Source organism: Pragia fontium DSM 5563 = ATCC 49100 (assembly GCF_900112475.1).
Classification (GTDB): Bacteria; Pseudomonadota; Gammaproteobacteria; order Enterobacterales; family Enterobacteriaceae; genus Pragia; species Pragia fontium.
In genome coordinates, this window is the sequence record NZ_FOLW01000013.1 from 12,186 (window position 1) to 36,813 (window position 24,628).

The following is a 24,628-nucleotide window of genomic DNA, read 5'->3' on the forward strand; positions in this document are numbered from 1 at the left end:
TAAGCAATATTCAACTATTATTAAGCTTAGACAATACCTCGCGATGCGCACTCAATCCTCAAATTAATCTGGCTAATGGTTGGCTTTTACGTTGTCTTCGCGTTGAATAATGTTATTGATAGCTATTTTTATGGTATAGGTCGAACTGATTTAATGCTTTACCAATCACTGATAGTGAATACGCTTTTTTATGGTTCAGCGTTTGTTCTTTATCAAAGTGGAGTTTTTATACCTTCGCTAGAGAGAATAGCCATTATGTTTGGGCTTGGTATCACTTTAGACTCGATAATTACTTGGATTTTATATCAAGTTGTTCGCCGGAACTCTGAGAATAGCCATCAAACATCTGTTCAAGTTAAATGAAGTTCAGGAACGAATAATTGAAGAACAAACAAAAGGAGCCAATTGGCTCCTTTTATCTCATTGTCGATGGGATCACAAAACTACACGTCCAGATTCGCAACCTTCAGCGCATTCTCTTCGATAAAGGCACGACGAGGTTCAACTTCATCGCCCATCAGGGTGGTGAACAGTTGGTCTGCGGCAATGGCGTCTTTAATCGTTACCTGTAGCATACGGCGGCCTTCAGGATCCATGGTCGTTTCCCATAACTGTTCTGGGTTCATTTCTCCCAGACCTTTATAGCGCTGGATAGATAAGCCACGGCGGGATTCTTTCACCAACCAATCGATAGCTTGTTCAAAGGTGGAGATCGGTTGATTACGCTCTCCACGTTCAATAAAGGCACCCTCTTCAACCAGGCCGCGCAGTTGTTCACCCAGATGGCAAATCTTGCGGTATTCGCCGCCCAGAACAAAATCGATATTCAGGCAGTAATCGGTATCAACACCGTGAGTACGAATACGAATGGTTGGCTCAAAAATACTGCGTTCCGTATTTTCCTGCACCAGAGCGATATAGGTACTGCCGTGCTGCTCTTTCTCATTCAGGGTATTCACTAATGAATCAACCCATGCCTGAGTCTTAGTCTGATCGGCCAGCGTCTCTTCCAACAGAGTTGGTTGATAAACCAGTTGATTAAGCAATGCCAGCGGCGTACGACGCTCCATACGACTAAGCATCTTCTGAACGCTGTAATACTCGGCAACTAAACGCTCCAATGGCTCACCGGCAAGGGCTGGCGCATGTGGGTTAACGTGCAGAGCAGCACCGTCCAGCGCGGTAGTAATCTGATACTGATCCATCGCTTCATCATCTTTGATGTACTGTTCCTGCTTCCCTTTTTTCACTTTATACAGCGGTGGCTGAGCAATATAGATATAGCCACGCTCAATCACTTCTGGCATTTGACGATAGAAGAAGGTCAGCAGCAGAGTACGGATGTGTGAACCATCGACGTCGGCATCGGTCATGATGATAATGCTGTGATAGCGCAATTTATCCGGATTGTACTCATCACGGCCAATACCACAGCCCAGAGCGGTAATCAGCGTCGCTACTTCTTGAGAAGAAAGCATCTTGTCGAAACGCGCTTTCTCAACGTTAAGGATTTTACCCTTCAACGGCAGGATTGCCTGATTCTTGCGGTTACGGCCCTGTTTAGCAGAACCACCCGCCGAGTCCCCTTCCACTAAGTAGAGTTCAGACAGTGCCGGATCGCGTTCTTGGCAGTCAGCCAGTTTGCCCGGTAGGCCACCTAGATCCAATGCACCCTTACGACGGGTCATTTCACGTGCTTTACGCGCCGCTTCACGAGCGCGGGCGGCATCAATAATTTTACCCACTACGATTTTGGCATCGGTTGGGTTTTCTAACAGGTATTCAGACAGTTTTTCCGCCATGATAGATTCAACGGCAGATTTCACTTCTGAAGAAACCAGCTTGTCTTTAGTCTGAGAAGAGAATTTAGGGTCCGGTACTTTAACCGAAACCACCGCAATCAGGCCTTCACGGGCATCGTCACCGGTAGCACTGACTTTGGCTTTTTTACTGTAACCCTCTTTTTCCATATAGGTGTTCAGCGTACGGGTCATCGCCGCACGGAAACCGGCTAAGTGAGTACCGCCATCACGCTGTGGAATATTGTTGGTAAAGCAGTAGATGTTCTCCTGGAAACCATCGTTCCACTGCAAAGAAATCTCTACGTTAATGCCATCTTTTTCGCTTTGATGCGTGAAGTAAAACACCGATGGATGAATCGGGGTCTTATTGCGATTCAGATACTCAACAAAGGCTTTAATACCACCTTCATAATGGAAATGGTCATTCTTGCCATCGCGTTCATCACTTAATTTGATCGATACGCCAGAGTTCAGGAATGACAGTTCGCGCAAGCGTTTCGCCAGAATCTCATACTGGAACTCCAGATTAGAGGTAAAGGTATCTGGACTTGGCCAAAAACGAATGCGGGTACCGGTTCTCTCGGTATCACCCATGATTTTTAGCGGAGCTTCAGGTACGCCATTGCGATAGATTTGTTTATGATTTTTGCCATCGCGATCGATAATCAGCTCAAGTTTGTCTGACAGGGCGTTTACCACCGACACACCTACACCGTGCAGGCCGCCGGATACTTTATACGAGTTATCATCGAACTTACCACCGGCGTGTAACACCGTCATGATAACTTCTGCTGCGGATACCCCTTCTTCTTCGTGAATACCGGTAGGGATACCACGACCATCATCCTGCACTGAAACTGAGTTATCGTTGTGAATAGTCACAATGATATCTTTACAGTGGCCAGCCAGCGCCTCATCGATTGCGTTATCGACCACCTCGAATACCATGTGGTGCAGACCGGTGCCATCGTCGGTGTCACCGATATACATGCCCGGGCGCTTACGTACCGCATCCAGACCTTTTAAAACCTTGATACTTGAGGAATCATATGTATTCGACATTAGCGTTTCTCGCTCACTATTAATCCTGTGGTTGATGCTCTATTTTGCCATGTTCTACAGAGAACATCTTGCCATTTTTGTCCACCATATCAGCGATCTGTTCAGCACTAACGGCGCTGACAAAAACCTGAGCGCCGGTAGCTTTTAAACGATCCGCTAACAGTCTGCGGCGATGAACATCAAGCTCGGAAGCAAAATCATCGATAAGATAGAGGCAACGACGTCCGCTCTGGCGGGTTAGAAACTCGCCCTGGGCTAAACGCAGTGCACACATCAATAATTTGAGCTGACCACGCGATAGCAAATCCTCGACCGGCGTTCCATCCGCACGAATACGAAAATCTGCCTTATGCGGGCCCTGAGATGTATAAGTCAGTGCCCGATCGCGTTCAAACTGCCGCTCAAGAAGCTCACCATAGTCACTCTCTTTATCCCAACCGCGCTGGAAGGAGAACGACAGGTTAAACTCCGGTAAAAATTCCGCACAGGTTGCGGTAATATCCTGTGCAATTGCTTCTGCATAGGCTGCACGCCACTCACTAATACGCATCGCCAATGGAATAAGCTCTTGATCCCAAGGTCGAATTTGTGAATAGCGATGAGTTTGGCGCAGCGCCGCATTGCGCTGCTTCAGCAACCGCTTAAGATTGCTCCAGCCATGAAAAAAATGGGGTTCACTATGAAAACAGCCCCAATCTAAAAACGCCCGTCGATATTTCGGACCACCGTTTAGCAGGGTAAACCCTTCCGGCGTAATTAACTGAATGGGTAATAGTTGGGCTAACTCTGAGACTTTATGGTCATCACCGCCGTCGATACGAACTTTAGTATCACCAAGACGACTTTTACGTAATCCAACCGACAATTCCCGTTCATTACCGGCTATTCTACCATGTAATACGAATTCTTGCTGCTCATGACGAACAACACGGCCGGTTTGCAAACTACGAAAGGCGCGACCATGACCGAGCGTATAAACTGCTTCCAGTACGCTGGTTTTACCACTACCGTTGGGGCCAACAAAAAAGTTGAAGCCGGCGGACGGGGCAAGGTCCGCCATTTCGATATTGCGGAAATCATTAATCAATAAACGAGTTAAAGCCATTCAGTGATACTGATGCTCCGCTTGTTATAAACGCATTGGCATAACAACATAAGCCGCACTGGAGTTAGCACTATCTTCCAGCTGTACGCTGGAAACAGAGTCCGTCAGTAACATACGCACATCTTCGCACTTCAGTGTATTCAGCACATCCAACACATAGCTAACGTTAAAGCCGATTTCCAAATCAGTACCGCCATAAATGACGTCGAGGATCTCTTCAGCTTCTTCCTGCTCCGGGTTATTTGCCGTAATCTTTAACTGATTCTGGTTCAGATATAGACGCACACCGCGGAACTTCTCATTAGAGAGAATAGCCGCACGAGAAAAGGCTTGCTTAAGCTCATCACAGTTGGCTTCCAACGTTTTATCCGGATTTTTCGGCAATACGCGGCGATAATCAGGGAAACGTCCATCAACCAGTTTAGAGGTAAAAATAAAGTCGCCAACGTGAGCGCGGATATTATTACTACCAATTTGTAAACGCAGATCGCCATTGCTGCTATCCAGCAAGCGAACCAGTTCCAGCACCCCTTTACGCGGCACAATCACGTCATGCGGAGGCAGTTTCTGACCAACGGACATTGAGCAAACCGCCAAGCGGTGGCCATCCGTTGCAACAGTACGTAACTCTTCACCTTCGGTTTCAAACATCATACCGTTCAGGTAATAACGCACATCCTGATGAGCCATAGAGAACTGGGTGGCTTCAATCAGTCGCTTTAAGGTTGCCTGGGGCAGAGTAAATTCAACTTCACTCTTCCAGTCATCCAGATTCGGATAATCAGAAGCAGGCAAAGTAGAAAGAGAAAAACGGCTGCGGCCGGAACGTACCAAAATACGGTCGTTTTCCTGAGTAATACTAATCTCTGCGCCATCGGGTAAACCGCGGCAGATATCAAGAAACTTACGAGCCGGTACGGTAATCGCGCCCGGTTCATGGGGCTGGGTCAACGTAACGCGCGCGACCATCTCCATTTCCAGATCGGTACCGGTAAGCAGTAAGTAGCCTTCCGTCACTTGAATCAGAAGGTTACCGAGAATAGGCAGTGTAGGGCGACCACCCAGCGGGCTGCTAACTTGCTGCAGCGGCTTAATTAAATGTTCACGGTCAATGATAAATTTCATAAGCTTTATGAGGATAGTGTTCTGATTAAGTTAGAGAAATCTTCTTTGATGTCGTGGCTTTCCTCTCGTAACTGTTCAATTTTACGACAGGCATGAAGCACGGTGGTATGATCTCGGCCACCAAACGCATCACCAATTTCCGGTAAACTATGGTTAGTCAACTCTTTTGCCAACGCCATCGCCATCTGACGCGGACGGGCAACGGAACGAGAACGTCGTTTAGATAACAGGTCAGCTATCTTAATTTTATAATATTCCGCCACAGTTTTCTGGATATTATCTATAGTAACCAGCTTTTCCTGTAGCGCCAATAAATCGCGCAGGGCTTCCCGTACGAAATCAATGGTAATCGCTCGGCCAGTAAAATTGGCATTAGCGATCACTCGATTTAATGCGCCTTCCAACTCACGTACGTTGGAACGCAGGCGTTTAGCAATAAAAAAGGCCACTTCTGCTGGCAGACGAATATCATTTTCATCGGCTTTTTTCATCAATATCGCTACCCGAGTTTCTAACTCAGGTGGTTCAATTGCCACTGTCAGCCCCCAACCAAAACGGGACTTCAAACGATCTTCAACGCCGTTAATCTCTTTCGGATAACGGTCAGAGGTAAGAATAATTTGCTGATTCCCTTCCAGTAAGGCATTGAAAGTATGAAAGAATTCTTCCTGTGAACGCTCTTTATTGGCAAAGAATTGAATATCATCAATTAACAACGCGTCGACAGAGCGATAATAACGTTTAAACTCTTCAATCGCATTGTTTTGCAGCGCTTTAACCATATCCTGAACAAAGCGTTCAGAATGCATATACACCACTTTGGCATTGGGCTTACGTTCAATAATCCCGTTACCTACCGCATGTAATAAATGCGTTTTACCTAAACCGGTTCCACCGTATAAAAACAGCGGGTTATAGGCTCCACCAGGGTTATCGGCCACCTGACGAGCGGCTGCTCTGGCAAGCTGGTTAGATTTACCCTCAACAAAGTTATCAAACTGATGCTTGGGGTTAACGCCAGAACGGTAAGACAACTCAGGCTGCGCTGAGGTATTTTCCCAGCTAGGACGAATCGCCGCCGGGCGTCCGGTTCTACTCTGACTGCTATCACTAACGCTGGCTTTAGCCGGGCGATTAATCTGTGCTAGCGGCTTGGTGCCGACTTCAAAACGCAGCTGTGGGACTTCTGCACCACAAAAATCATTGAGCAATGCATTGATATTATTTAAATATTTGTCACGAACCCAATCAAGAACGAAACGATTAGGCGCGTAAAGAGCGAGCGTATCATCACTCAACTCCGCCTGTAATGGACGGATCCACATACTGAATTCTGTGGCAGGTAACTCATCTTGCAATCGGGCAAGGCACTGCTGCCAAAGAGAAAGTGACACGGCGAACTCCACTCGGACAAAAGATCAATAAAAAGGTAAAAGGGAATGATATGGTTTTAGTCTTATCCCTTACCACGTACAACTTGGCTTTATATATAGAAATTCGCGCCAGAAATGTATAAACCGATAATGAATAAAGTCATCTGGTATTAGCATCCTGCCGCAATCGATCCGCCAACAAAGGGATCGCAATCCGCGCCCATAGATAATAGCGCAAAGCGCCAAAGAGATCTTCCTTTCCATGAAGAAGATCTTAACTTTATCCACAGGCAGGGCGGAGTTTACCTGAATAAAGAGGGTAAGTGGCTACTTAGATCAAAAACTATTGATAATATATTGTAAAATTTATGCTTATTTTGCAATACGTTGTTGAAAAGTCGTTGAAAACCAGTGTGTAACTATTTTTACTGTGGATAAATATAATCTCATCAGGATAGCCTCATCGGTTGATCTTTCCTCTCAAATCGCGGTTTCGATCCCATCCATAGATCGTCGATCTTGACCCACCTTATTTGATCCACACCCCAACTGAGAGAGATGATCCGCAGCATTCGGATAATGATGCATATATATGAAAAGGATCTATTCACGATCCTTGCGATTTTTCAAGGAGCAAGTATAATCCTCAGCCCTACTTGTGGCGCTTCTCGCTCCTCAGTCATCCGGTTTTAGCGTTATCCGGCATTTTGTCTGCCTGATAATCAAAAAAACAGGAGAAAACTGAGGGTTGTAGTGGTAACTACGAGTTTTTAAGCAGAGATAAGCGTTCGGAATTGACTCGGGGCTGTACAATTATTACAATCCCGCCTCTTTGTACTTTGTGACTGAGGCGTCGATGGTTTTACCTCGAGTAGCTAAACGCATTGTACTAATTAGTAATAATTAAGATTTAGGTAGAGATCGCCATGAAACGCACTTTTCAACCGTCCGTATTAAAGCGTAACCGTAGCCACGGTTTCCGCGCTCGTATGGCCACCAAGAACGGCCGCCAGGTTCTGGCTCGTCGTCGTGCTAAAGGCCGTACTCGTTTAACTGTTTCTAGTTAATCGAGTTAACCATCTGTGTGGTTAAGCTTAAGCTAGCATTCCCCAGGGAGTTACGTTTGTTAACTCCCAGTACTTTCACATTTGTTTTTCAGCAGCCGCAAAGAGCCGGTAGTCCTCAAATCACCATTCTTGGCAGACAGAACTCGCTGGGTCATCCCCGTCTTGGTCTTACCGTCGCAAAAAAATACGTGAAGCGAGCTCATGAACGTAATCGAATCAAACGCCTAACCCGCGAGAGCTTTCGTTTGCGTCAGCATGACCTTCCTCCCATGGATTTTATTGTGATTGCCAAAAAAGGTATTGCCGATCTGGATAATGGCTTGCTGACAGAAACATTGGATAAGTTATGGCGTCGTCATTGTCGGCAGGTACCCGTATCTTGATTATGTTGATACGAGGCTATCAACTGGTAATCAGCCCTTTACTTGGGCCACATTGCCGGTTCCGTCCAACCTGCTCTCAATACGGAATTGAGGCATTGCGCAGGTTTGGCGTAGTGAAAGGTAGTTGGTTGACAATCAAACGCGTATTAAAATGCCATCCTTTAAACAAGGGTGGTGATGATCCAGTTCCGCCTAACAACACTGACAATAATAGAGAACATTAATAATGGATTCTCAACGTAATCTTCTTCTTATCGCCCTGCTGTTCGTAACATTTTTAATATGGCAGGCTTGGGAAACGGATAATGCACCACAGCCTGCACCTACTGCACAACAAAGTGCTGCGCCTGCTGGTTCTGCCTCAACCCAGTCAGAATTGGCTGCTGGTGAAGGTAGTCTGATTACCGTTAAAACAGATGTGCTATCCCTGACTATCAACACCCGCGGTGGCGATATTCAGACGGCTGATCTGTTAGCTTACCCAGAAACGTTAGGCTCAACACAGCCATTTAAACTGCTGGAAAAAGCCTCAGACTTTTCTTATCAGGCATTAAGTGGCCTGGTGGGTAAAAATGGTCCGGATAACCCGGCTAACGGCCCGCGTCCTTTATATACCACGGCACAAGACGTATTCGAGCTGGCTGATGGTCAAAAGGAACTGAGCGTTCCAATGACGTTCACCGATAGCAACGGCGTTAAATACACCAAAACGTTTGTCTTTAAGCGCGGTGAGTACGTGATTGCCGTTGACTACCAAGTTAACAACGCCAGTCAGCAACCGCTGGATGTCGTGCTGTTTGGTCAGTTAAAGCAAACCGCTAAACTGCCAAAATCCCGTGACAACGGTAGCAGCAACTTTGCGCTGCACACCTACCGCGGTGCCGCTTACTCTTCAGATGACAACAAATACAAGAAATACAGTTTTGATGACATCAATGATGAAAATCTGAAGCTCGACACCAAAGGCGGCTGGGTTGCCATGTTGCAACAATACTTTGCTACCGCATGGATCCCGAATAAAGACAGCCAGAGCACATTCTTTACGACTCACGGTGATGATGGTCAGTCATCTATCAGTTTCAGAAACACGCCGGTGGTTATCCAACCGGGTGCGACTCAAGAACTGGGTGCACAGTTGTGGGTGGGTCCTGAAATTCAGAACAAAATGGCCGAAGTTGCTAACCATCTTGATTTAACCGTAGATTACGGTTGGTTATGGTTTATCTCTCAGCCACTGTTCAAACTGCTGAAGTTTATCCAGAGCTTTGTCGGTAACTGGGGCTTCTCCATTATTGTTATCACCTTTATTGTGCGCGGTATCATGTATCCGCTGACTAAAGCACAGTACACCTCAATGGCCAAGATGAAGCTGCTACAGCCGAAACTACAGGCGATGCGTGAGCGTATTGGTGATGACAAACAGCGCATGAGTCAGGAAATGATGGCGCTGTACAAAGAAGAGAAAGTTAACCCACTGGGTGGCTGCCTTCCATTAATCATTCAGATGCCAATCTTCCTGGCACTGTACTATATGCTGATGGGATCGGTTGAACTGCGTCAGGCGCCGTTTGCCCTGTGGATTCATGACTTATCTGCACAGGATCCGTACTACATTCTGCCGTTATTGATGGGCGGAACCATGTTCCTGATCCAGAAGATGTCACCGACGCCGGTGACAGATCCAATGCAGCAGAAAATCATGACCTATATGCCGGTTATCTTCACCGTGTTCTTCCTGTGGTTCCCATCAGGTCTGGTTCTGTACTATATCGTGAGTAACTTGGTTACCATTATCCAACAGAAACTGATCTACCGTGGCCTGGAGAAGAGAGGTCTACACAGTCGCGATAAGAAAGAGAAGAAAGCCTCTTAATCCGCACTGACGTAGTATTATGCTTTACAAAAGGCGGTCATAATGACCGCCTTTTTTATATAATATTTTAAATTCCGTTATTTGACGTAAACAGAGAGCCCAGACATGAATACAACCGATACCATCGTAGCCCAAGCAACGCCACCGGGACGCGGCGGCGTCGGCATTCTACGGGTTTCAGGTAAGCAGGCCTGTGAAGTGGCTATCCAGCTATTGGGGAAAGTTCCTCAACCTCGCTATGCCGACTACTTACCCTTTCGTGACGCAGACGGCACCGTGCTCGACCAAGGTATTGCCCTCTATTTTCCCGGCCCCAACTCCTTTACCGGGGAAGACGTGTTGGAGCTTCAGGGCCACGGTGGTCCGGTCATTCTTGACCTGATACTCAAGCGCATTCTGGCACTGCCGGATATACGCATTGCACGTCCCGGTGAATTCTCCGAACGCGCCTTTCTGAATGATAAGCTGGATCTGGCACAGGCCGAGGCCATTGCCGACCTGATTGATGCCAGCTCCGAACAAGCAGCGCGCTCTGCCGTCAATTCTTTGCAAGGGGTCTTCTCCAACCGCGTTCATCAGTTAGTGGAAGCACTCACTCACTTACGCATCTATGTGGAAGCTGCCATCGACTTTCCCGATGAAGAAATCGACTTTCTGTCTGATGGAAAAATTGAGGCGCAGCTACATCAGGTTATCGCAGAACTGAGCGGCGTCAGAGCCGAAGCCCGTCAGGGCAGCTTACTACGGGAAGGGATGAAAGTGGTGATTGCCGGTCGTCCCAACGCCGGTAAATCCAGCCTGCTCAATGCGCTGGCTGGCCGAGAAGCCGCGATTGTTACCGATATCGCCGGTACCACCCGTGACGTGCTGCGTGAACATATTCATATTGATGGTATGCCTCTGCATATTATCGATACCGCTGGCCTGCGTGAAGCCGGAGATGAAGTAGAACGCATCGGTATTGAGCGTGCATGGCATGAAATCGAACAGGCCGATCGGGTACTATTTATGGTGGATGGCACCACTACCGATGCCACCGAACCGGAACAGATCTGGCCAGAATTTATGGCGCGGCTACCGGCGGAATTACCCATTACGGTGGTGCGCAATAAGGCCGATCTGACCGGAGAGTCGCTGGGTATCAGTGAAGTAAATGGTCACTCACTTATTCGCCTGTCAGCCCGTACCGGTGAAGGTATTCAAGTATTACGCGACCATTTAAAAGAGAGTATGGGATTTACCAGTAATACCGAAGGGGGATTTCTGGCCCGCCGTCGCCATTTACAGGCGCTGGAAACCGCGTCTCAGCACCTCGATCAAGGTCTGGAGCAATTGGTTGAAGCCCGTGCCGGAGAACTGTTGGCTGAAGAGTTACGTCAGGCGCAGCAGGTATTAAGCGAAATTACCGGTGAGTTTACCTCCGATGATTTACTGGGGCGAATTTTCTCAAGTTTTTGTATTGGGAAGTAACATTTTCAGTACTCAATAAAACAATTAGCCGATATAGCCACAGTACATCGTGGCAATATCGGTTTTTTTGATATTTATGGTGCCATTAATACTCTTCGGTCTTTAATTTAAAAACCATAAAGAATACAAATCGATATCTATTCCCCCGGCTTCATCATCACTTCACATAATCGCTTTAACATTCAGGTTCTCGCATTTCTTCATGGACAGAACCGATGCTTAAAAAATTAATAAAATATAATTTGCTGATACTGACGTTACTTTTTGTCGTCGGTAATATGATGATTTCCAGCTATAAAACTATAGAACCGGAGCCAAATGCCGATTCTATGATTATTCTTGGTGCACAGGTTATTGGTGAACCGGCCAGACCCAGCCGAACACTGCGAGAGCGTTTAGATGCGGCGATTCCTTACCTCAAAGAAAACCCCAATACCAGAGTGGTGGTCTGCGGTGGCCAAGGGGGAAGAGAAACCGCCACAGAATCCAGCGTGATGAAAAACTACTTAATCACTCACGGTATTGATAGCCAGCGTATTTATGAAGAGGATCGCTCTACCCGGACCGCTCATCAGTTTACCTATTCACGTTCGCTGGTTGAACTGGGCAAAACGGTTATTGTGACCAGCGATTTCCATATGCTGCGCTCACTGATGCTGGCGAAACGCTCAGGAATTGAGGACGTGTCAGGGCTACCGGCAGCGTTAGGCAAAGGAAACCGTGATAAGAGACGCGCACTATTCCGAGAACCATTAGCCTTACTTAATTCATTTTTATTTGATCATCCCATACAATAACAACTTACTGATGGATAATAAGATAAATTATTTTTAATTGTGACTCATTTTATATAACTAAATTACCGATGATTTTTATTATTTAACACTAATAAAATGCTTAATTAACCTATTAAAAATAAAAAATCACATCCATAACAAACCGGTGTCTCAATAGTATAAAAATAAGAGGATTATTAATTTTTATACTTGAATCTCTTTTCATTCAAATATAGGATTATCCATCCTGTATCCATATTGGATGGATATAGATTAGAAAATTAAGTTCGACTACATACCCCAGGAAGCAAGGATTAAAACATGGATAACAAAAGTAAATATTCAGAAAAATGGCAAACTCGTTTTGCTTTCTTCGACCAATATGGCGCGCCAGATACTCCAGAACATAAAGCCGCTATTAAAGCTGAAAAACCAATGCGTCGCATTTTATTCAATATGAATTTCATCGCCTTCTTTTTTGGCTTTATTTATTTTTTCGTACTGGGCCTATGGAAAAAGAATTTGGTGTTATTGGGTATCACCATCGGTATCGGTATTGTACTTGCCATTATAGAAGTCGCCACCGGTTTCTATCTACCACGCGGTGTAGATATGGGTATTAATATTGCCTGCGCCATGATGTGGTCAATGACCGCTAACTATGCCTACTATCTAAAAGAAGTAAAAGGCAGCGATAGCTGGAACCCGTTTGAAGGTATGCGTTTAGTTTAATACTGAAAAACTGATTTGTTATAATAAAAAACCCGCTAAATAATTAGTGGGTTTTTTATTTTTTCCAAATTAGGCATTCAGCTCTTCAATATATTTCAATAGCATAATATTCATTATTAAGTCATAGAGCTCAACCTGGTGATTCAATAAGCCTTACTGGCTAACAGCAACGGCTAATATGTCATAAGCTCAGGGAATCTATCCCCTCTGCTCATTGGGCAATAAAAAAGCCCACCGCATGAATCATGGGTGGGCTTAACTTTCATCAAATCAAGCGGGCTTATTTGCTCTTAAGTACACCCAGCACACGTCTGGTGAACAGAACACAAACAACCACAAATACCGTCAGCCCCAGTAGCTGCTCAACAATACCCGAGCCACCAAAAATCGGCCCCAGCCATGAGGTTAGCGCCAGAGGCGCATCACTGCCGCCATTACTAATACTGATAACAATCAGTACCGCCAATGACACCCCAACCAGACTCTCGCCGACAATCAAACCTGAAGCAATCAGCGCCCCTTTACGTTCAACCGGTTTAAACAGCGTTTTGAAATCCTCATTCTGCGCTTTAGCACGCTTCTTGACCTGAGAAGTAATAATCCATGACAACACTGAACCAATAATCAATGGCGCGGTGATCGCAGGTGGCAAGTAGATACCCATACCGACGGCCAGCGCTGGAATGCGTAATTTGCTGCCTTTTTTAGCCAGCAAAGCGTCAATGATAATCACAACAACCCCGACAGCCAGACCGATGTTAATCATCGTCCATTCCAGCTTATGGGAGAAGATTCCCTTAGCAATCGTGGTCATTAAGGTTGCCTGAGGAGCCGCCAGAACCTGACTTGGATCCATATCTGGACGTGGTGTTGCACCCGTAAAGCCGTAAGCGTTATATAGCAGCTCAAGCACCGGAGAAATAACCGCAGCACCCACAATACAACCGATTAATAGCGCCACCTGCTGACGCCATGGCGTGGCTTTAACTAAATAACCGGTTTTTAAATCCTGTAGGTTATCGTTAGAAATAGTCGCAATGGCCAAGACCGCACTGGTGGTAAAGATAGCTAATGCGGTGGCAAAATTAGTGCCTTTCTCGGTTTCCAGCATGCCATTCATCTCGCCCATCACCAGCAGCAGCAGGGAAATAACGGTGATCGCAATAATACCAATGCCGGAAATCGGGCTAGCGGAAGAACCAACTAAACCAGCCATATAACCACAGGCTGCCGCCACTAGAAAACCGATAGCAAAAGCAAAAATAACGGAACCTAACACCAGTCCCCAAGCCGTTGTCAGAGGTAAGCCACTGTCAGCAACAAAAGAATAGAAGGTACCAATCAGCACCAGAAACATCACCGCACTGATTAACAATACAATCTTCGGCGACAAATCCAGCTCCGTTCTCGGAATCACGTCACCGGTATTATTTTTATTCAGCGCACGTAGAGAGGTCTTCATGCCTTCAATAATCGGCTTAACCAGCGTTAATAGGGTCCAAATAGCGGCAATCGCTAAGGTACCGGCACCAATAAAGCGTACATTGTCTTTCCACAATCCCATGGCGAAAGAGCCAATTGAGCTTCCTTCAGGCACATCCATACCGGAGCTGATAATCGGAATAGCCACACCCCAAGCGATCAGTGTACCGATTAAAATAGCGATACCTGCCGCAATACCAATGAGATAACCGGCACTGAGTAACGCTAACGAGAAGCCTATTGGTAATTGGAAAATAGCCCGGCCTTGGGTAAACCAGTAGCTGGCACCGTCAGCCAGAATCCGTAAACCGTTAGTGGCAAAACTCACCGCGGCAGCAATAAAACCACCAAACAAAATGTCACGGAAACCACTATCTTTGTCGGCTGTTACATCATCTTTCTGGACCGCATCGTTAGATGACCGATCGCCATCTTCTACATGCTCACTACAGCCCGCCTTCAGAATCTCAGCGGCGGCAACCCCTTCCGGATAAGGCAGATTACTCTTTACCACCATGGCATGACGCAGAGGAATCGAGAACACCACCCCCAGCATACCGCCCGCTGAACAGATCAGCAGCGTTTGCCAGAAAGGGAAGCTATTCCAGTAACCAATCATCAATAAACCGGGCAGAATAAAAATAACCGATGACAGCGTACCCGCGGCAGAAGCCTGAGTCTGCACCATATTATTTTCTAATATGTTGGAGTTCGAGAACAGGCGTAACACGGCCATGGAGATCACGGCAGCAGGAATGGCTGATGAGAACGTTAATCCAACTTTCAGCCCTAAATAAACGTTTGATGCGGTGAATACCACGGTAATCAAAGCACCAATAATAATTCCGCGCAGCGTAAGCTCACGGAGCTGTGATGTATTTTTCATATCATTCATGTTGTTAGGTTTGCTTAAATTATTTTTACGCGACCTGATGCTTACCGGCACGCTGTATAAATATGTAGCATAAAATGCAGCATACATATTTTATTGGGGGGGATTATAACGAAATAATCGCAAAGAACTGCTACTTATTTTCATTAATGAAGCATAAGTTACTGGATATTTGCACAAATGTTATGAGATATAATTAATACAGCCATCTCAATAATAGAATATATGGCTAGCTAACATTTGTTTCCAGAGACTGTATTTCAAATGAAAACCGCGATTCAAAATCAACATAACCAAATGAAAATAAATAATATTATTATTTTCTTGATGGGATATCACAGCCTTAGCAAGCGGGTTATAACTCGGGCGATATCTCTTTTCAGATAGAGAAAACAGCAGGACAGGAAAGCAGTTATAGAAAACTCGACCGGATACCGCTAAATACCCGGTCGGAGAACATCAATCTTCCAAATTCTTAGGATCTTTAAAGAATGGTAGCGCCAGCATCGAGAGCAACGTTGCGCCTCCCAGATACCAGGCCGGAGCGGTCAGACTATCCAACCAGACAATAGACTGCGTAGCAAAGAACTGAGCAAAACCACCAAAGATGGCGACGCCGAGGCTGTAAACCAGCGCAAAGCCCAGCGCGCGAATACGCTTCGGTAACAGTTCAGAGATCACCAGCATCCCCGGTACCGAGCCCAGAGTGGTAAAGCACACCATCACAAATACCACTGACAGCAAGAGCACCGGATTAGGGTAATTCACCAACAACCAGAAAGAGGGATAAGCCAGCAATAAAATAACCACGCGGGAAATTACCACCAGCTTTTTACGCCCGACCTTATCACACAATATACCGACCAACAGACCGCCGACAAACGTCAATACACCGGCCAATAGCATGGCAGCATAAGCATAGTTTTGGTCCATATGCAGATACTTAGCGGCATAAGTACCGTAGTAGTAAAGGGAAATATAGGTCGCTACCGTGCTACCAATGGTGATTAATACACCGACAATAATGGCCCGGCTATGTTGTGCCAGCAATTTCGTCGCGCTCTCACGCACCACTTCAACCTGACCTTTTGCTCCGGTGTGTTTAGGCAATACATCGTTTTCCAGCCCCAAACGCAACCAGCAGCCAATAGGCGCTAAGGCCACACCAATAAAGAACGGAACCCGCCATCCCCATTCCGACATGACATCAGGGGAGCCGGTAATCACCGGTAAATAAGCGCTTAAACTTAAGGCCACTAAGCCACCAAAGGTGGTTGCCAATCCTTGCGTTGCCAGCGACCAACTGCTGTAAAAACCACGGCGATTAGCGGGCGCAGACTCCACCAACATTGACATGGAAGCACCCACTTCACCACCGGCGGCAATCCCCTGAATCAGGCGAGCCAATACTAAAGTAATGGTTCCCCAATAGCCTGCGCTGGCATAGGTTGGTGCAATACCAATCATTAATGTGCCTAAACTCATTAATGAAATCGTCAGCACCATGGCCGGTTTTCGGCCAAAGCGGTCAGCATAGGCACCGATTAAAATACCGCCCAACGGCCGCATAAAAAAGCTAACGCCAAAGGTGGCAAATGCCAACAGTAAACCGATATTAGGATCGCTGCTCGGCGGGAAAAACAGTACCCCGATATACACCACAAAAAAGTTATAAACGCCAAAATCAAAAAACTCTAGCGCATTACCGAATGCCGAAGCAAAGATAACGCGACGCCCGCTAACCTTCTTGACCGGCACATCAGCCTTTAGCGCTTCTGACTCTGTAGACGAGATTGCATCTGCCATAGATTTTCCTTTTCCTAAAAAAACCAGCCAGAGTTTGGCTGGTATTTAATATTATTTATTTGTTTTTATTATTTTAAATAAGCTTCAGTCAGCGCCCCCCAGTAAGCACTGCCTGGAACCAGACATTTATCGTTAAAATCATAACCCGGGTTATGCACCATACAGGAACCTTCCCCTTTCTCACCGTTACCTACAATCAGATAACAGCCGTTCGGATTCTCATCCAGCATAAACGAGAAGTCTTCACTGCCCATTAATGGCTTGGCACCATATACAGCACGTTCTTCGCCAAACTGCTGCTTAGCAACCTGCCAGGCAAATTGGGTCATCGCTTCATCGTTAATTAACACGGGCGTACCGTTAATATGATTAACGTCTGCTGTCGCACCAAAACTCTCCGCCTGCGCCTTAATCAGAGCAGGAATTCGTTTCAATAACAGTTCACGGGTTTCACGGCTCAACGAACGGACGCTAAGTTTCATCACCGCATTATCCGGAATCACATTAGCGGCGTCGCCAGCGATAATACTGCCAACGGTAATCACCGCCGCCTCTAATGGATCGACATTACGGGAAACGATACTTTGCAGTGCAGTGGTGATATAAGAAGCCACCATCACCGGGTCGATGGCTTTGCTCGGCATGGCACCATGGCCACCGCAGCCATGAACTACGACCTGATATTGATCCATCGAGGCCATAAACGCCCCCGGTTGAAACAGGAATTGTCCGGTTGGGAAACCCGGCATATTGTGCATAGCGAAAATCGCATCGCAGGGAAACTGCTCAAACAGCCCCTCTTGCACCATCATTTCACCGCCGTTAATCATCTCTTCCGCTGGCTGGAAGATCAGATGCAGGGTACCGTTAAAATTACGGGTTTCTGCTAAATATTTAGCCGCCCCCAGCAACATCGTGGTGTGACCATCATGTCCGCAGGCGTGCATACGATTAGGAATTTTACTCGACCAAGGTTTACCACTGGCCTCATGAATCGGTAAAGCATCCATATCAGCCCGAATACCCAGCGTCTTTTTGCCATCGCCTACTTTTAGCGTGCCAATAACACCTGTTTTCGCCATCCCACGGTGGACTTGGTAACCCCATTCAGTCAACTTCTGGGCAACCAATTCACTGGTTTTAATCTCTTCCAATCCCAATTCAGGGTGTTCATGGATTTGGTGGCGAATATCACATAGTAGGGACTCATATTCCCTGACGGTTTGTTCAATCATGATGGTGTCCTTTATTTACATCCACTATTTAAATTCATCCTAAAAACAAGCAGTGGAAATGAGTTAGTCTCATTGCTATCTCAAACAATAAGCTGATTAAATACGGTTAATCATCCGAAAGAATTTTTGTGTTCAGACAAGATAGAAAATAGGTGGTTTCAAAACACGCTGACGGGGTTATACCCTAAATATAAACAACACAGTTAATCCGGTCTTTTTTCGACAATATCAGATTTATATCATTCATCAAAGGAAGGAATAACGCACTGAGTAGCAATCTATGCTAAATGTTAAAAAACAATAATTAATCAGAATCAGGCTATCGCAACATTTTATGTAAATAATTTTTTGTTTGATCAGTCGAGTTAAGTAGTTTTTTCAAATTAGACAGAATTACATAAAGTCGTTATCTATATATTGTTACCATTCCGTATGCAGAATATTTATCCATAAACTGCAACGAATAATAGTATTCAGGTCAACCCGGTGAATAATGCCCCTTGTTTCAATATCCGCACACGTTACAATCAAGCCATTACAATAGAATGGACTCCCTATGGTATTTTTTATCGCTTTTTTCGGTGCTGCCGTGGGGGGATTTCTCTCACTGATACTTAATCTGGTCTATAGCAAGTCGTTTAAGAGAGCATGGATTATTCCAACCTTAACCGCTTTATTTACGGCTAGCGCGGCAGTTATTGATGAAACCTATGGTTTTTTTGCCATCCTCGGTCTGTTTGGGCTACTGGTTTTGCTCTTTTTAGGGGGATTTTTTTACCGCATATTGAGTGATATAAAAGAAAAAATTGCCGAAGCAAAGAGAAAAAACGTCTCAAATTTTAAAATTTCCCTCTGGCTTGCCTTCTCTTCACTGCTGTTAGTTACCGCCTTTGCGATATTTTCTTTTGGCCCCATTGCCATTTTCGGCCTGTTTTTCCTCATCATGCTGGCCTCTTGGCTTGCTCCATCCACCCAAGGCACTTTCTTTAAGCTGCAACAAATTCTGCCTACCTCAAAAATCCGCTCGCTGGCAATGGGTCTGGTGGAAATCAAAGGCAACGTTGTCGCCAAGCAACAAATCAAAGCACCACTAAGCAAAAAGAACTGCATTGGCTACTACTACACCGAACATCGAATCAGCCGCGATTCAGAAGGAAAAAAACAGTACCGTCTGATTTCTGCCGAAGAAAATTACCAGCCATTTGAAATCCGTGATGAAACTGGCAGCGTTACGGTCATCCCCGATGGGCTGACTTTGGTTTCCTTTTCTCCATCGGCAGAGCGTGAATCGGGTGACCGTAGTTACACCGAATACGCCTTATTTGGCGGTGAGGAAATGATGCTGATTGGTGCCGCCGCAGAAAAAGGCCATCAAGTGGTGATTGAGAAAGACACCACTAAAAATATTCTGGCTATCTCACCATTCACTAAAGTCTCACAATGGAATAAAAATCGCCCCTTAGTGCAATCTGCCCTGACTTTCTGCGGCGTTGCGGCCTTCATTATTGCCATTATATTAAGCCTGCCATATACCTTCGACGGCCACACGCTTACGCTAATGTTTAATCACTCCCCCCTTCTCAGTTGGCTAATTAGATAGGGAAAGGATGCTATGAATTTACTAATATCGATTGTTATTATTGCGGTTCTGGTGCTGCTGATAATCCGCTATCTGATTAGCATCTATAACAAGATTGTTATGCTCAACAACTATGTTGAAAAAGCCTTTGCTAATATTGACGTTTTACTGAAACAACGGGCAAATGAAATTCCCGAACTGATTAACATCGCCGAAACGGCAATGGCACACCAAAGCGAACTGTTTTTACAGCTGGCGCAAATGCGCAGCCGTTACCTAAACAGCCGCCAGTCAGAACAAAAAGTTCGTCTGGCTAATCAAACCGATCATTTACTCAAACAGATATTAATGATTGCCGAAGGCTATCCTGAATTAACAGCCTTACATAATCTGACTGAACTACAAAAACGTCTCACTCAACTGGAAAATAAGATTGCCGATCGGCGTGAGTTTTTCAATGAGAGCATCACGTTGTATAACGTTGGCATTCAGGCATTCCCCAATATTATTTTTGCCAAACTGCTGGGTTATCACACCAAGTCACTGTTAAACATTTCAGTGGGAGAAAAAGAATATGCTGGCATTACCCTTTGAGCTATTTGGCTTCAGCCAATATATTGAAAATGAACCGGCAATGATGGCCTTTGTTGCCTCCTTCGGTGTATTACTGGCAGCATTCATGATCGGGCTATTTATGCGTCTTCCACTGGTTAAACCGATCTTTGCCACCATCAGCGGAGGTCTAGCATTAGGGCTATTTCCCGGCTTTGGTCTGTCAATGATTCTCGTGTTCTCCGGCATTTCCGGTATCCATATTTTGCTTTCATGGCTGATTGTTATACTGACCAGCATTTCATTTGTTGCCTTCAATTACCGCAGATTAGCCAATTGGATGACCGACTTTACCGCAACCACACCAGAAAAAGCGCCAAAATCTAAACAGAGCCCAAAAAGAAGAAGGAAATAAACCATTATTCAACCGTTTTCACACTATTTCTCGGGTTAACCGGCTGAAAAAGTCACGCTGAGATTTCTTCTGCCCGTCTCCCTCAGATTCACGTACAATGCGCCTTATTCCAACCCTTTTTCTTTTTTAATAGCTGGCCTGACTATGACGCAATCCAATACTCCCCCTAAAAAGCCCTTTGCCAATGAAAAGTCGGAGCTACACGCGCGCAATCAGCATCGTCAGCGTTATGACTTCCCGGCGCTGATTGCCAGTTGTGCAGAGCTTGCACCGTTTGTTTCTGACAATAAGTACGGCGATCTGTCGGTTAACTTTGCCGATCCGGCGGCGGTAAAAGTGCTAAACAAGGCTCTGCTGAAGCATTTCTATCATATAGAACAGTGGGATATACCCGCCGGCTATCTTTGCCCGCCCATTCCAGGTCGAGCCGACTATATTCATTACTTGGCTGATCTGCTGGCAGCAAGCAATCACGGGGAAATCCCTCGTGGTTATCAGGTTCATGCGCTGGATATTGGCGTTGGTGCCAACTGCATCTACCCGATTATTGGTCACGTTAGCTACGGCTGGAAATTTGTCGGCAGCGATATCGATCCCACCGCCGTCAGCAGCGCTAAGTTGATTGCTCAAGCCAACCGTCAACTGGCAAAAAGCATCGATGCTCGTCTGCAAAAAAACAGTGAGAATATTTTCAACGGCGTGATTAAAGCTAACGACCGCTTCGATATCACTCTGTGCAATCCACCATTCCATGCCTCAGCACAGGAAGCCGACGCCGTCAGCCGCAAAAAGCTGCGTAATTTAGGCCGACTGGAAGATGAAGCCAAGCCTGTGCTGAACTTTGGTGGTCAACACCATGAACTGTGGTGTGAGGGTGGAGAAGAGCAATTTGTCGGCAAAATGGCGCAAGAAAGTGCCGAATTTGGTCAACAATGTTTCTGGTTCACTACGCTGGTGTCCAAAAAGACCACGCTACCCGGTCTTTATCACGCTTTACGCTATGCCGGCGCCACCGAGATTAAAACCATCAATATGGCTCAAGGCCAGAAAGCCAGCCGTATTGTAGCCTGGACGTTTCTCTCCGATGAGCAGCGGGAAAAATGGATAACCACCCACTGGCACAAGGCATAACTGACAGCCGTCCGCGAGTTATATACTGCACGACGGCATATTGCTCTCGGAATAATTAAGCGTGTATTCTGACGTTTCGCAATGATGCGCAATCGGGAGGTCATGATGTTAAAAGGCAGCTGCTTATGCGGCGCGGTAACTTATCAGTTGGATCAAGAGATTAAACAAATCGTCTTCTGCCATTGCTCCAAATGTCGCAAAGCAACCGGAACGGCATTTAATTCAGCCACCGCGATCCATTCCGATAAATTTACCCTGCTCACCGGTAAAGATAAGCTAAAAAGCTTTAGTTCTTCGCCGGGCGTACACCGTTTCTTCTGTAGTGAATGTGGTTCTCCACTGTACAGCGCCAGAGATGGCCAACCGGAAACCTATCGTCTGCGCATCGGAACCTTGGACAGCACTATCTCTCCAACGGAGAAAATACATATTTTTACCGGTTCCAAAGCCGAATGGATTGAGTTGTGCGACAGTAATCCAAAGTATGAAGAACGCCCATAATAGCAGCCTCCCCTAATCCATAAGGCAGTTCATTAAAGCAATTGATATTAGCCCGATCGCTGTCGGGCTACTTTTTAATATCGCTATCATGGAAAAACCAACATTTTCCTCAGAAACGTGACATTCCCCCTGTTTTCCGCCAATAAACCCCCTTTCTATGCTGGTCAAAGCCTGAACTATCTACTAATGTAAATTAATTGTTACATTTCAGACTCATTACATCACTGACAGAGGAATGGTTATGCTAAGTAGGTTAAGAAAAGGCAGCATGCGTTATCTCATGATTGCTTTACTGCTATTTTGGCAGGGTTCGCTAGCGGCAAAAGTGGTTTCCTACGGCGTTGAAGAGGATATCTTCCACCCGGTTTACGCCAAAAATGGGATGGTCTCATCCGTTAACAGTACCGCTACCCGTGCCGGTGTAGAAGTGCTAAAAAAGGGCGGTAACGCGGTAGATGCTGCCGTTGCTATCGGTTATGTACTGGCAGTAGCCCATCCACAGGCGGGCAATATTGGCGGCGGTGGCTTTATGTTACTGCGCACCAAAGAAGGTAAAACTACCGCCATCGATTTCCGTGAAATGGCACCGTCAAAAGCCACCAGAGATATGTTTCTGGATGAAAAAGGCGATGCTGACGCCAAAAAATCCCTGACCAGCCACTTAGCTTCCGGCGTACCGGGTACCGTAGCGGGTTTTGCTCTGGCCAATAAAGAATATGGCTCAATGCCCATGGCTGAACTAATTAAACCGGCTATCAGACTGGCTAGAGATGGCTTCCCGGTTAATGAGGCATTGGCGGACGATCTGGATGTGTATGGCCGTGAAGTATTACTAAATAACCCCACCAGCCGGGCTATCTTCTTTAAACCCGATGGAACACCGTGGAAAAAAGGAGAAACGCTGGTTCAGACTAATCTGGCGCATAGCTTAAGTTTGATTGCCAAAGAAGGGCCAGATGCGTTCTATAAAGGGAAAATTGCCGATGAAATCGTCGCCGAAATGTCACAACACGGTGGCCTGATTAGCAAAGAAGATATGGCAAACTACAAAGCCGTAGAACGCACGCCAGTATCCGGCACCTACAAAGGCTATGAAATCTTCTCCATGCCTCCACCATCTTCTGGCGGTATTCATATTGTGCAAATCATGAATATTCTGGAAAATTTTGATTTGAAATCCATGGGGCAAAACAGCGCGGATGCTATTCATGTGATGTCTGAAGCCATGAAATACGCCTATGCCGATCGTTCAGAATATCTGGGCGACCCGGACTTTATCAAAGTACCGGTTAAGGCACTAACCAGTAAAGCCTATGCTAAGCAGTTGGCCAGCCAGATCGTTATGGATAAAGCGAACCCTTCTGCCAACATTAAACCGGGCAAACTGGCTCCATATGAAAGCGACCAAACCACACACTTTTCTGTCGTGGACTCACAGGGTAATGCGGTGGCGGTAACCTATACCTTAAATACTAACTTCGGCAGCGGTATCGTGGCTGGAAAAAGCGGTATTTTGCTAAATAATCAAATGGACGATTTCTCCGCTAAACCTGGGGTGCCTAACGTTTATGGTTTGATTGGTGGCGAAGCTAACGCTGTTCAAGCAGGCAAACGTCCTCTCTCGTCTATGTCACCTACAATTGTCACTAAAGACGGTAAAGTGGTTCTGGTTACCGGTAGTCCTGGCGGCAGCCGTATTATCACTACGGTATTACAGATTGTGCTGAATACCATTGAGTTTAATATGAACATCGCTGAAGCCACCAACGCACCGCGTATTCACCACCAATGGTTACCGGAAGAGATCCGCATTGAAAAAGGCATCAGCACCGACACCATTAACCTGCTGGAGAAAAAAGGCCATAAAGTCAGCGTTAAACCAACGATGGGAAGTACCCAGAGTATTGTGGTGACGCCGGAAGGGCTATTTGGGGCAGCAGACCCGAGATCGAAGGATGATTTAGCAGCGGGATATTAAATATCTCGGTAAATCTCGCTGCTAATAGCGTAGTGGTTAAATCAACAACAGCGCAAGCAGCGAGTGGGAGGCGTTAAGGCGAACGCCTCCTACATTGAAGGCTACCCAGAAAAATAAGCATGAATTTCTGACGATTATTTATATTGTCATCCCAGCGAAAGCTGGGATCTCGTTCTTAAGCCGAGTGTAGAAGGGAAGTCGCCAAAGGCGACCTAAATTCCGGGGCGTTCGCCCCAACGCCCCTTGCTCGCTGCTTGCGCAATTGCTGATTTAACCATTGAACTATTGG

The 24,628-nt window shown here is 46.0% G+C and carries 20 protein-coding genes; 13 read left to right on the forward strand and 7 right to left on the reverse strand.

Features of this window, described 5'->3' with window-relative positions:
* Positions 1-443: 443 nt before the first annotated feature.
* From gyrB to dnaA, 4 genes are read right to left on the reverse strand one after another with little or no spacing between them, the layout of a single operon-like run.
* Positions 444-2,864 carry a DNA topoisomerase (ATP-hydrolyzing) subunit B gene (gyrB, locus tag BMZ28_RS14980; protein ID WP_074824440.1) on the reverse strand — a complete coding sequence of 807 codons (2,421 nt, stop codon included), beginning with the start codon at positions 2,862-2,864 and terminating at the stop codon, positions 444-446.
* 19 nt (positions 2,865-2,883) lie between these two features.
* Positions 2,884-3,969, reverse strand: coding sequence for a DNA replication/repair protein RecF (recF, locus tag BMZ28_RS14985; protein ID WP_047779477.1), 1,086 nt, complete (start codon positions 3,967-3,969; stop codon positions 2,884-2,886).
* 24 nt (positions 3,970-3,993) lie between these two features.
* Positions 3,994-5,094 (reverse strand): DNA polymerase III subunit beta, encoded by a 1,101-nt coding sequence (gene dnaN / locus BMZ28_RS14990; protein ID WP_047779476.1) that lies wholly within the window; start codon positions 5,092-5,094, stop codon positions 3,994-3,996.
* A gap of 5 nt (positions 5,095-5,099) precedes the next feature.
* Positions 5,100-6,488 (reverse strand): chromosomal replication initiator protein DnaA, encoded by a 1,389-nt coding sequence (gene dnaA, locus BMZ28_RS14995; RefSeq protein WP_074824443.1) that lies wholly within the window; start codon positions 6,486-6,488, stop codon positions 5,100-5,102.
* 905 nt (positions 6,489-7,393) lie between these two features.
* Between dnaA and rpmH the strand changes: the two genes are divergently transcribed.
* The 7 genes from rpmH (at position 7,394) to BMZ28_RS15030 (ending at position 12,768) form a co-directional block, all read left to right on the forward strand.
* The gene (gene rpmH, locus BMZ28_RS15000; protein ID WP_047779474.1) at positions 7,394-7,534 is read left to right on the forward strand and encodes a 50S ribosomal protein L34; all 141 of its coding nucleotides are present in this window, start codon (positions 7,394-7,396) and stop codon (positions 7,532-7,534) included.
* A 17-nt stretch (positions 7,535-7,551) separates the two neighbouring features.
* Positions 7,552-7,917 (forward strand): ribonuclease P protein component, encoded by a 366-nt coding sequence (gene rnpA / locus BMZ28_RS15005; RefSeq protein ID WP_071845425.1) that lies wholly within the window; start codon positions 7,552-7,554, stop codon positions 7,915-7,917.
* Positions 7,881-8,141, forward strand: a complete 261-nt coding sequence (gene yidD / locus BMZ28_RS15010) for a membrane protein insertion efficiency factor YidD (RefSeq protein ID WP_071845422.1) — start codon at positions 7,881-7,883, stop codon at positions 8,139-8,141. Before rnpA ends, yidD begins: the two co-directional genes overlap by 37 nt.
* 2 nt (positions 8,142-8,143) lie before the next feature.
* On the forward strand, positions 8,144-9,790 hold the full coding sequence (gene yidC / locus BMZ28_RS15015) for a membrane protein insertase YidC (RefSeq protein ID WP_074824445.1): 1,647 nt from the start codon (positions 8,144-8,146) through the stop codon (positions 9,788-9,790).
* A gap of 105 nt (positions 9,791-9,895) precedes the next feature.
* Positions 9,896-11,260, forward strand: coding sequence for a tRNA uridine-5-carboxymethylaminomethyl(34) synthesis GTPase MnmE (gene mnmE / locus BMZ28_RS15020; RefSeq protein WP_047779471.1), 1,365 nt, complete (start codon positions 9,896-9,898; stop codon positions 11,258-11,260).
* Positions 11,261-11,475: 215 nt separating this feature from the next.
* Positions 11,476-12,057 (forward strand): YdcF family protein, encoded by a 582-nt coding sequence (locus BMZ28_RS15025; RefSeq protein WP_047779470.1) that lies wholly within the window; start codon positions 11,476-11,478, stop codon positions 12,055-12,057.
* Between the two features lie 300 nt (positions 12,058-12,357).
* Positions 12,358-12,768: a DUF2628 domain-containing protein gene (locus tag BMZ28_RS15030; protein ID WP_047779469.1), complete on the forward strand. Its 411-nt coding sequence runs from the start codon at positions 12,358-12,360 to the stop codon at positions 12,766-12,768.
* Between the two features lie 280 nt (positions 12,769-13,048).
* Here the strand turns inward: BMZ28_RS15030 and BMZ28_RS15035 are convergent, their stop codons facing one another.
* The 3 genes from BMZ28_RS15035 to BMZ28_RS15045 all read right to left on the reverse strand — a co-directional run bounded on the left by BMZ28_RS15035 (position 13,049) and on the right by BMZ28_RS15045 (position 18,183).
* Entirely contained in the window at positions 13,049-15,136 is a 2,088-nt protein-coding gene (locus tag BMZ28_RS15035) for an OPT family oligopeptide transporter (protein ID WP_047782424.1), read from the reverse strand.
* A 465-nt stretch (positions 15,137-15,601) separates the two neighbouring features.
* A complete protein-coding gene (locus BMZ28_RS15040) occupies positions 15,602-16,948 on the reverse strand; it encodes an MFS transporter (protein WP_047779468.1) in 1,347 nt (448 codons plus the stop codon).
* A gap of 68 nt (positions 16,949-17,016) precedes the next feature.
* Positions 17,017-18,183, reverse strand: coding sequence for a M20 aminoacylase family protein (locus tag BMZ28_RS15045; RefSeq protein ID WP_047779467.1), 1,167 nt, complete (start codon positions 18,181-18,183; stop codon positions 17,017-17,019).
* A gap of 556 nt (positions 18,184-18,739) precedes the next feature.
* On the opposite strand from BMZ28_RS15045, the gene BMZ28_RS15050 reads away from it, so the two are divergent.
* The 6 genes from BMZ28_RS15050 to ggt all read left to right on the forward strand — a co-directional run bounded on the left by BMZ28_RS15050 (position 18,740) and on the right by ggt (position 24,339).
* The gene (locus tag BMZ28_RS15050) at positions 18,740-19,783 is read left to right on the forward strand and encodes a hypothetical protein (protein WP_074824447.1); all 1,044 of its coding nucleotides are present in this window, start codon (positions 18,740-18,742) and stop codon (positions 19,781-19,783) included.
* Between the two features lie 12 nt (positions 19,784-19,795).
* Positions 19,796-20,356, forward strand: a complete 561-nt coding sequence (locus BMZ28_RS15055) for a LemA family protein (RefSeq protein ID WP_074824450.1) — start codon at positions 19,796-19,798, stop codon at positions 20,354-20,356.
* A complete protein-coding gene (locus BMZ28_RS15060) occupies positions 20,337-20,729 on the forward strand; it encodes a hypothetical protein (RefSeq protein WP_074824453.1) in 393 nt (130 codons plus the stop codon). Before BMZ28_RS15055 ends, BMZ28_RS15060 begins: the two co-directional genes overlap by 20 nt.
* Positions 20,730-20,873: 144 nt before the next feature.
* Positions 20,874-21,860: a 23S rRNA (adenine(1618)-N(6))-methyltransferase RlmF gene (gene rlmF / locus BMZ28_RS15065; protein ID WP_074824456.1), complete on the forward strand. Its 987-nt coding sequence runs from the start codon at positions 20,874-20,876 to the stop codon at positions 21,858-21,860.
* Between the two features lie 102 nt (positions 21,861-21,962).
* Positions 21,963-22,361, forward strand: coding sequence for a GFA family protein (locus tag BMZ28_RS15070; protein ID WP_074824459.1), 399 nt, complete (start codon positions 21,963-21,965; stop codon positions 22,359-22,361).
* 268 nt (positions 22,362-22,629) lie between these two features.
* Positions 22,630-24,339 carry a gamma-glutamyltransferase gene (gene ggt, locus BMZ28_RS15075; protein ID WP_232036624.1) on the forward strand — a complete coding sequence of 570 codons (1,710 nt, stop codon included), beginning with the start codon at positions 22,630-22,632 and terminating at the stop codon, positions 24,337-24,339.
* Positions 24,340-24,628 lie beyond the last annotated feature (289 nt).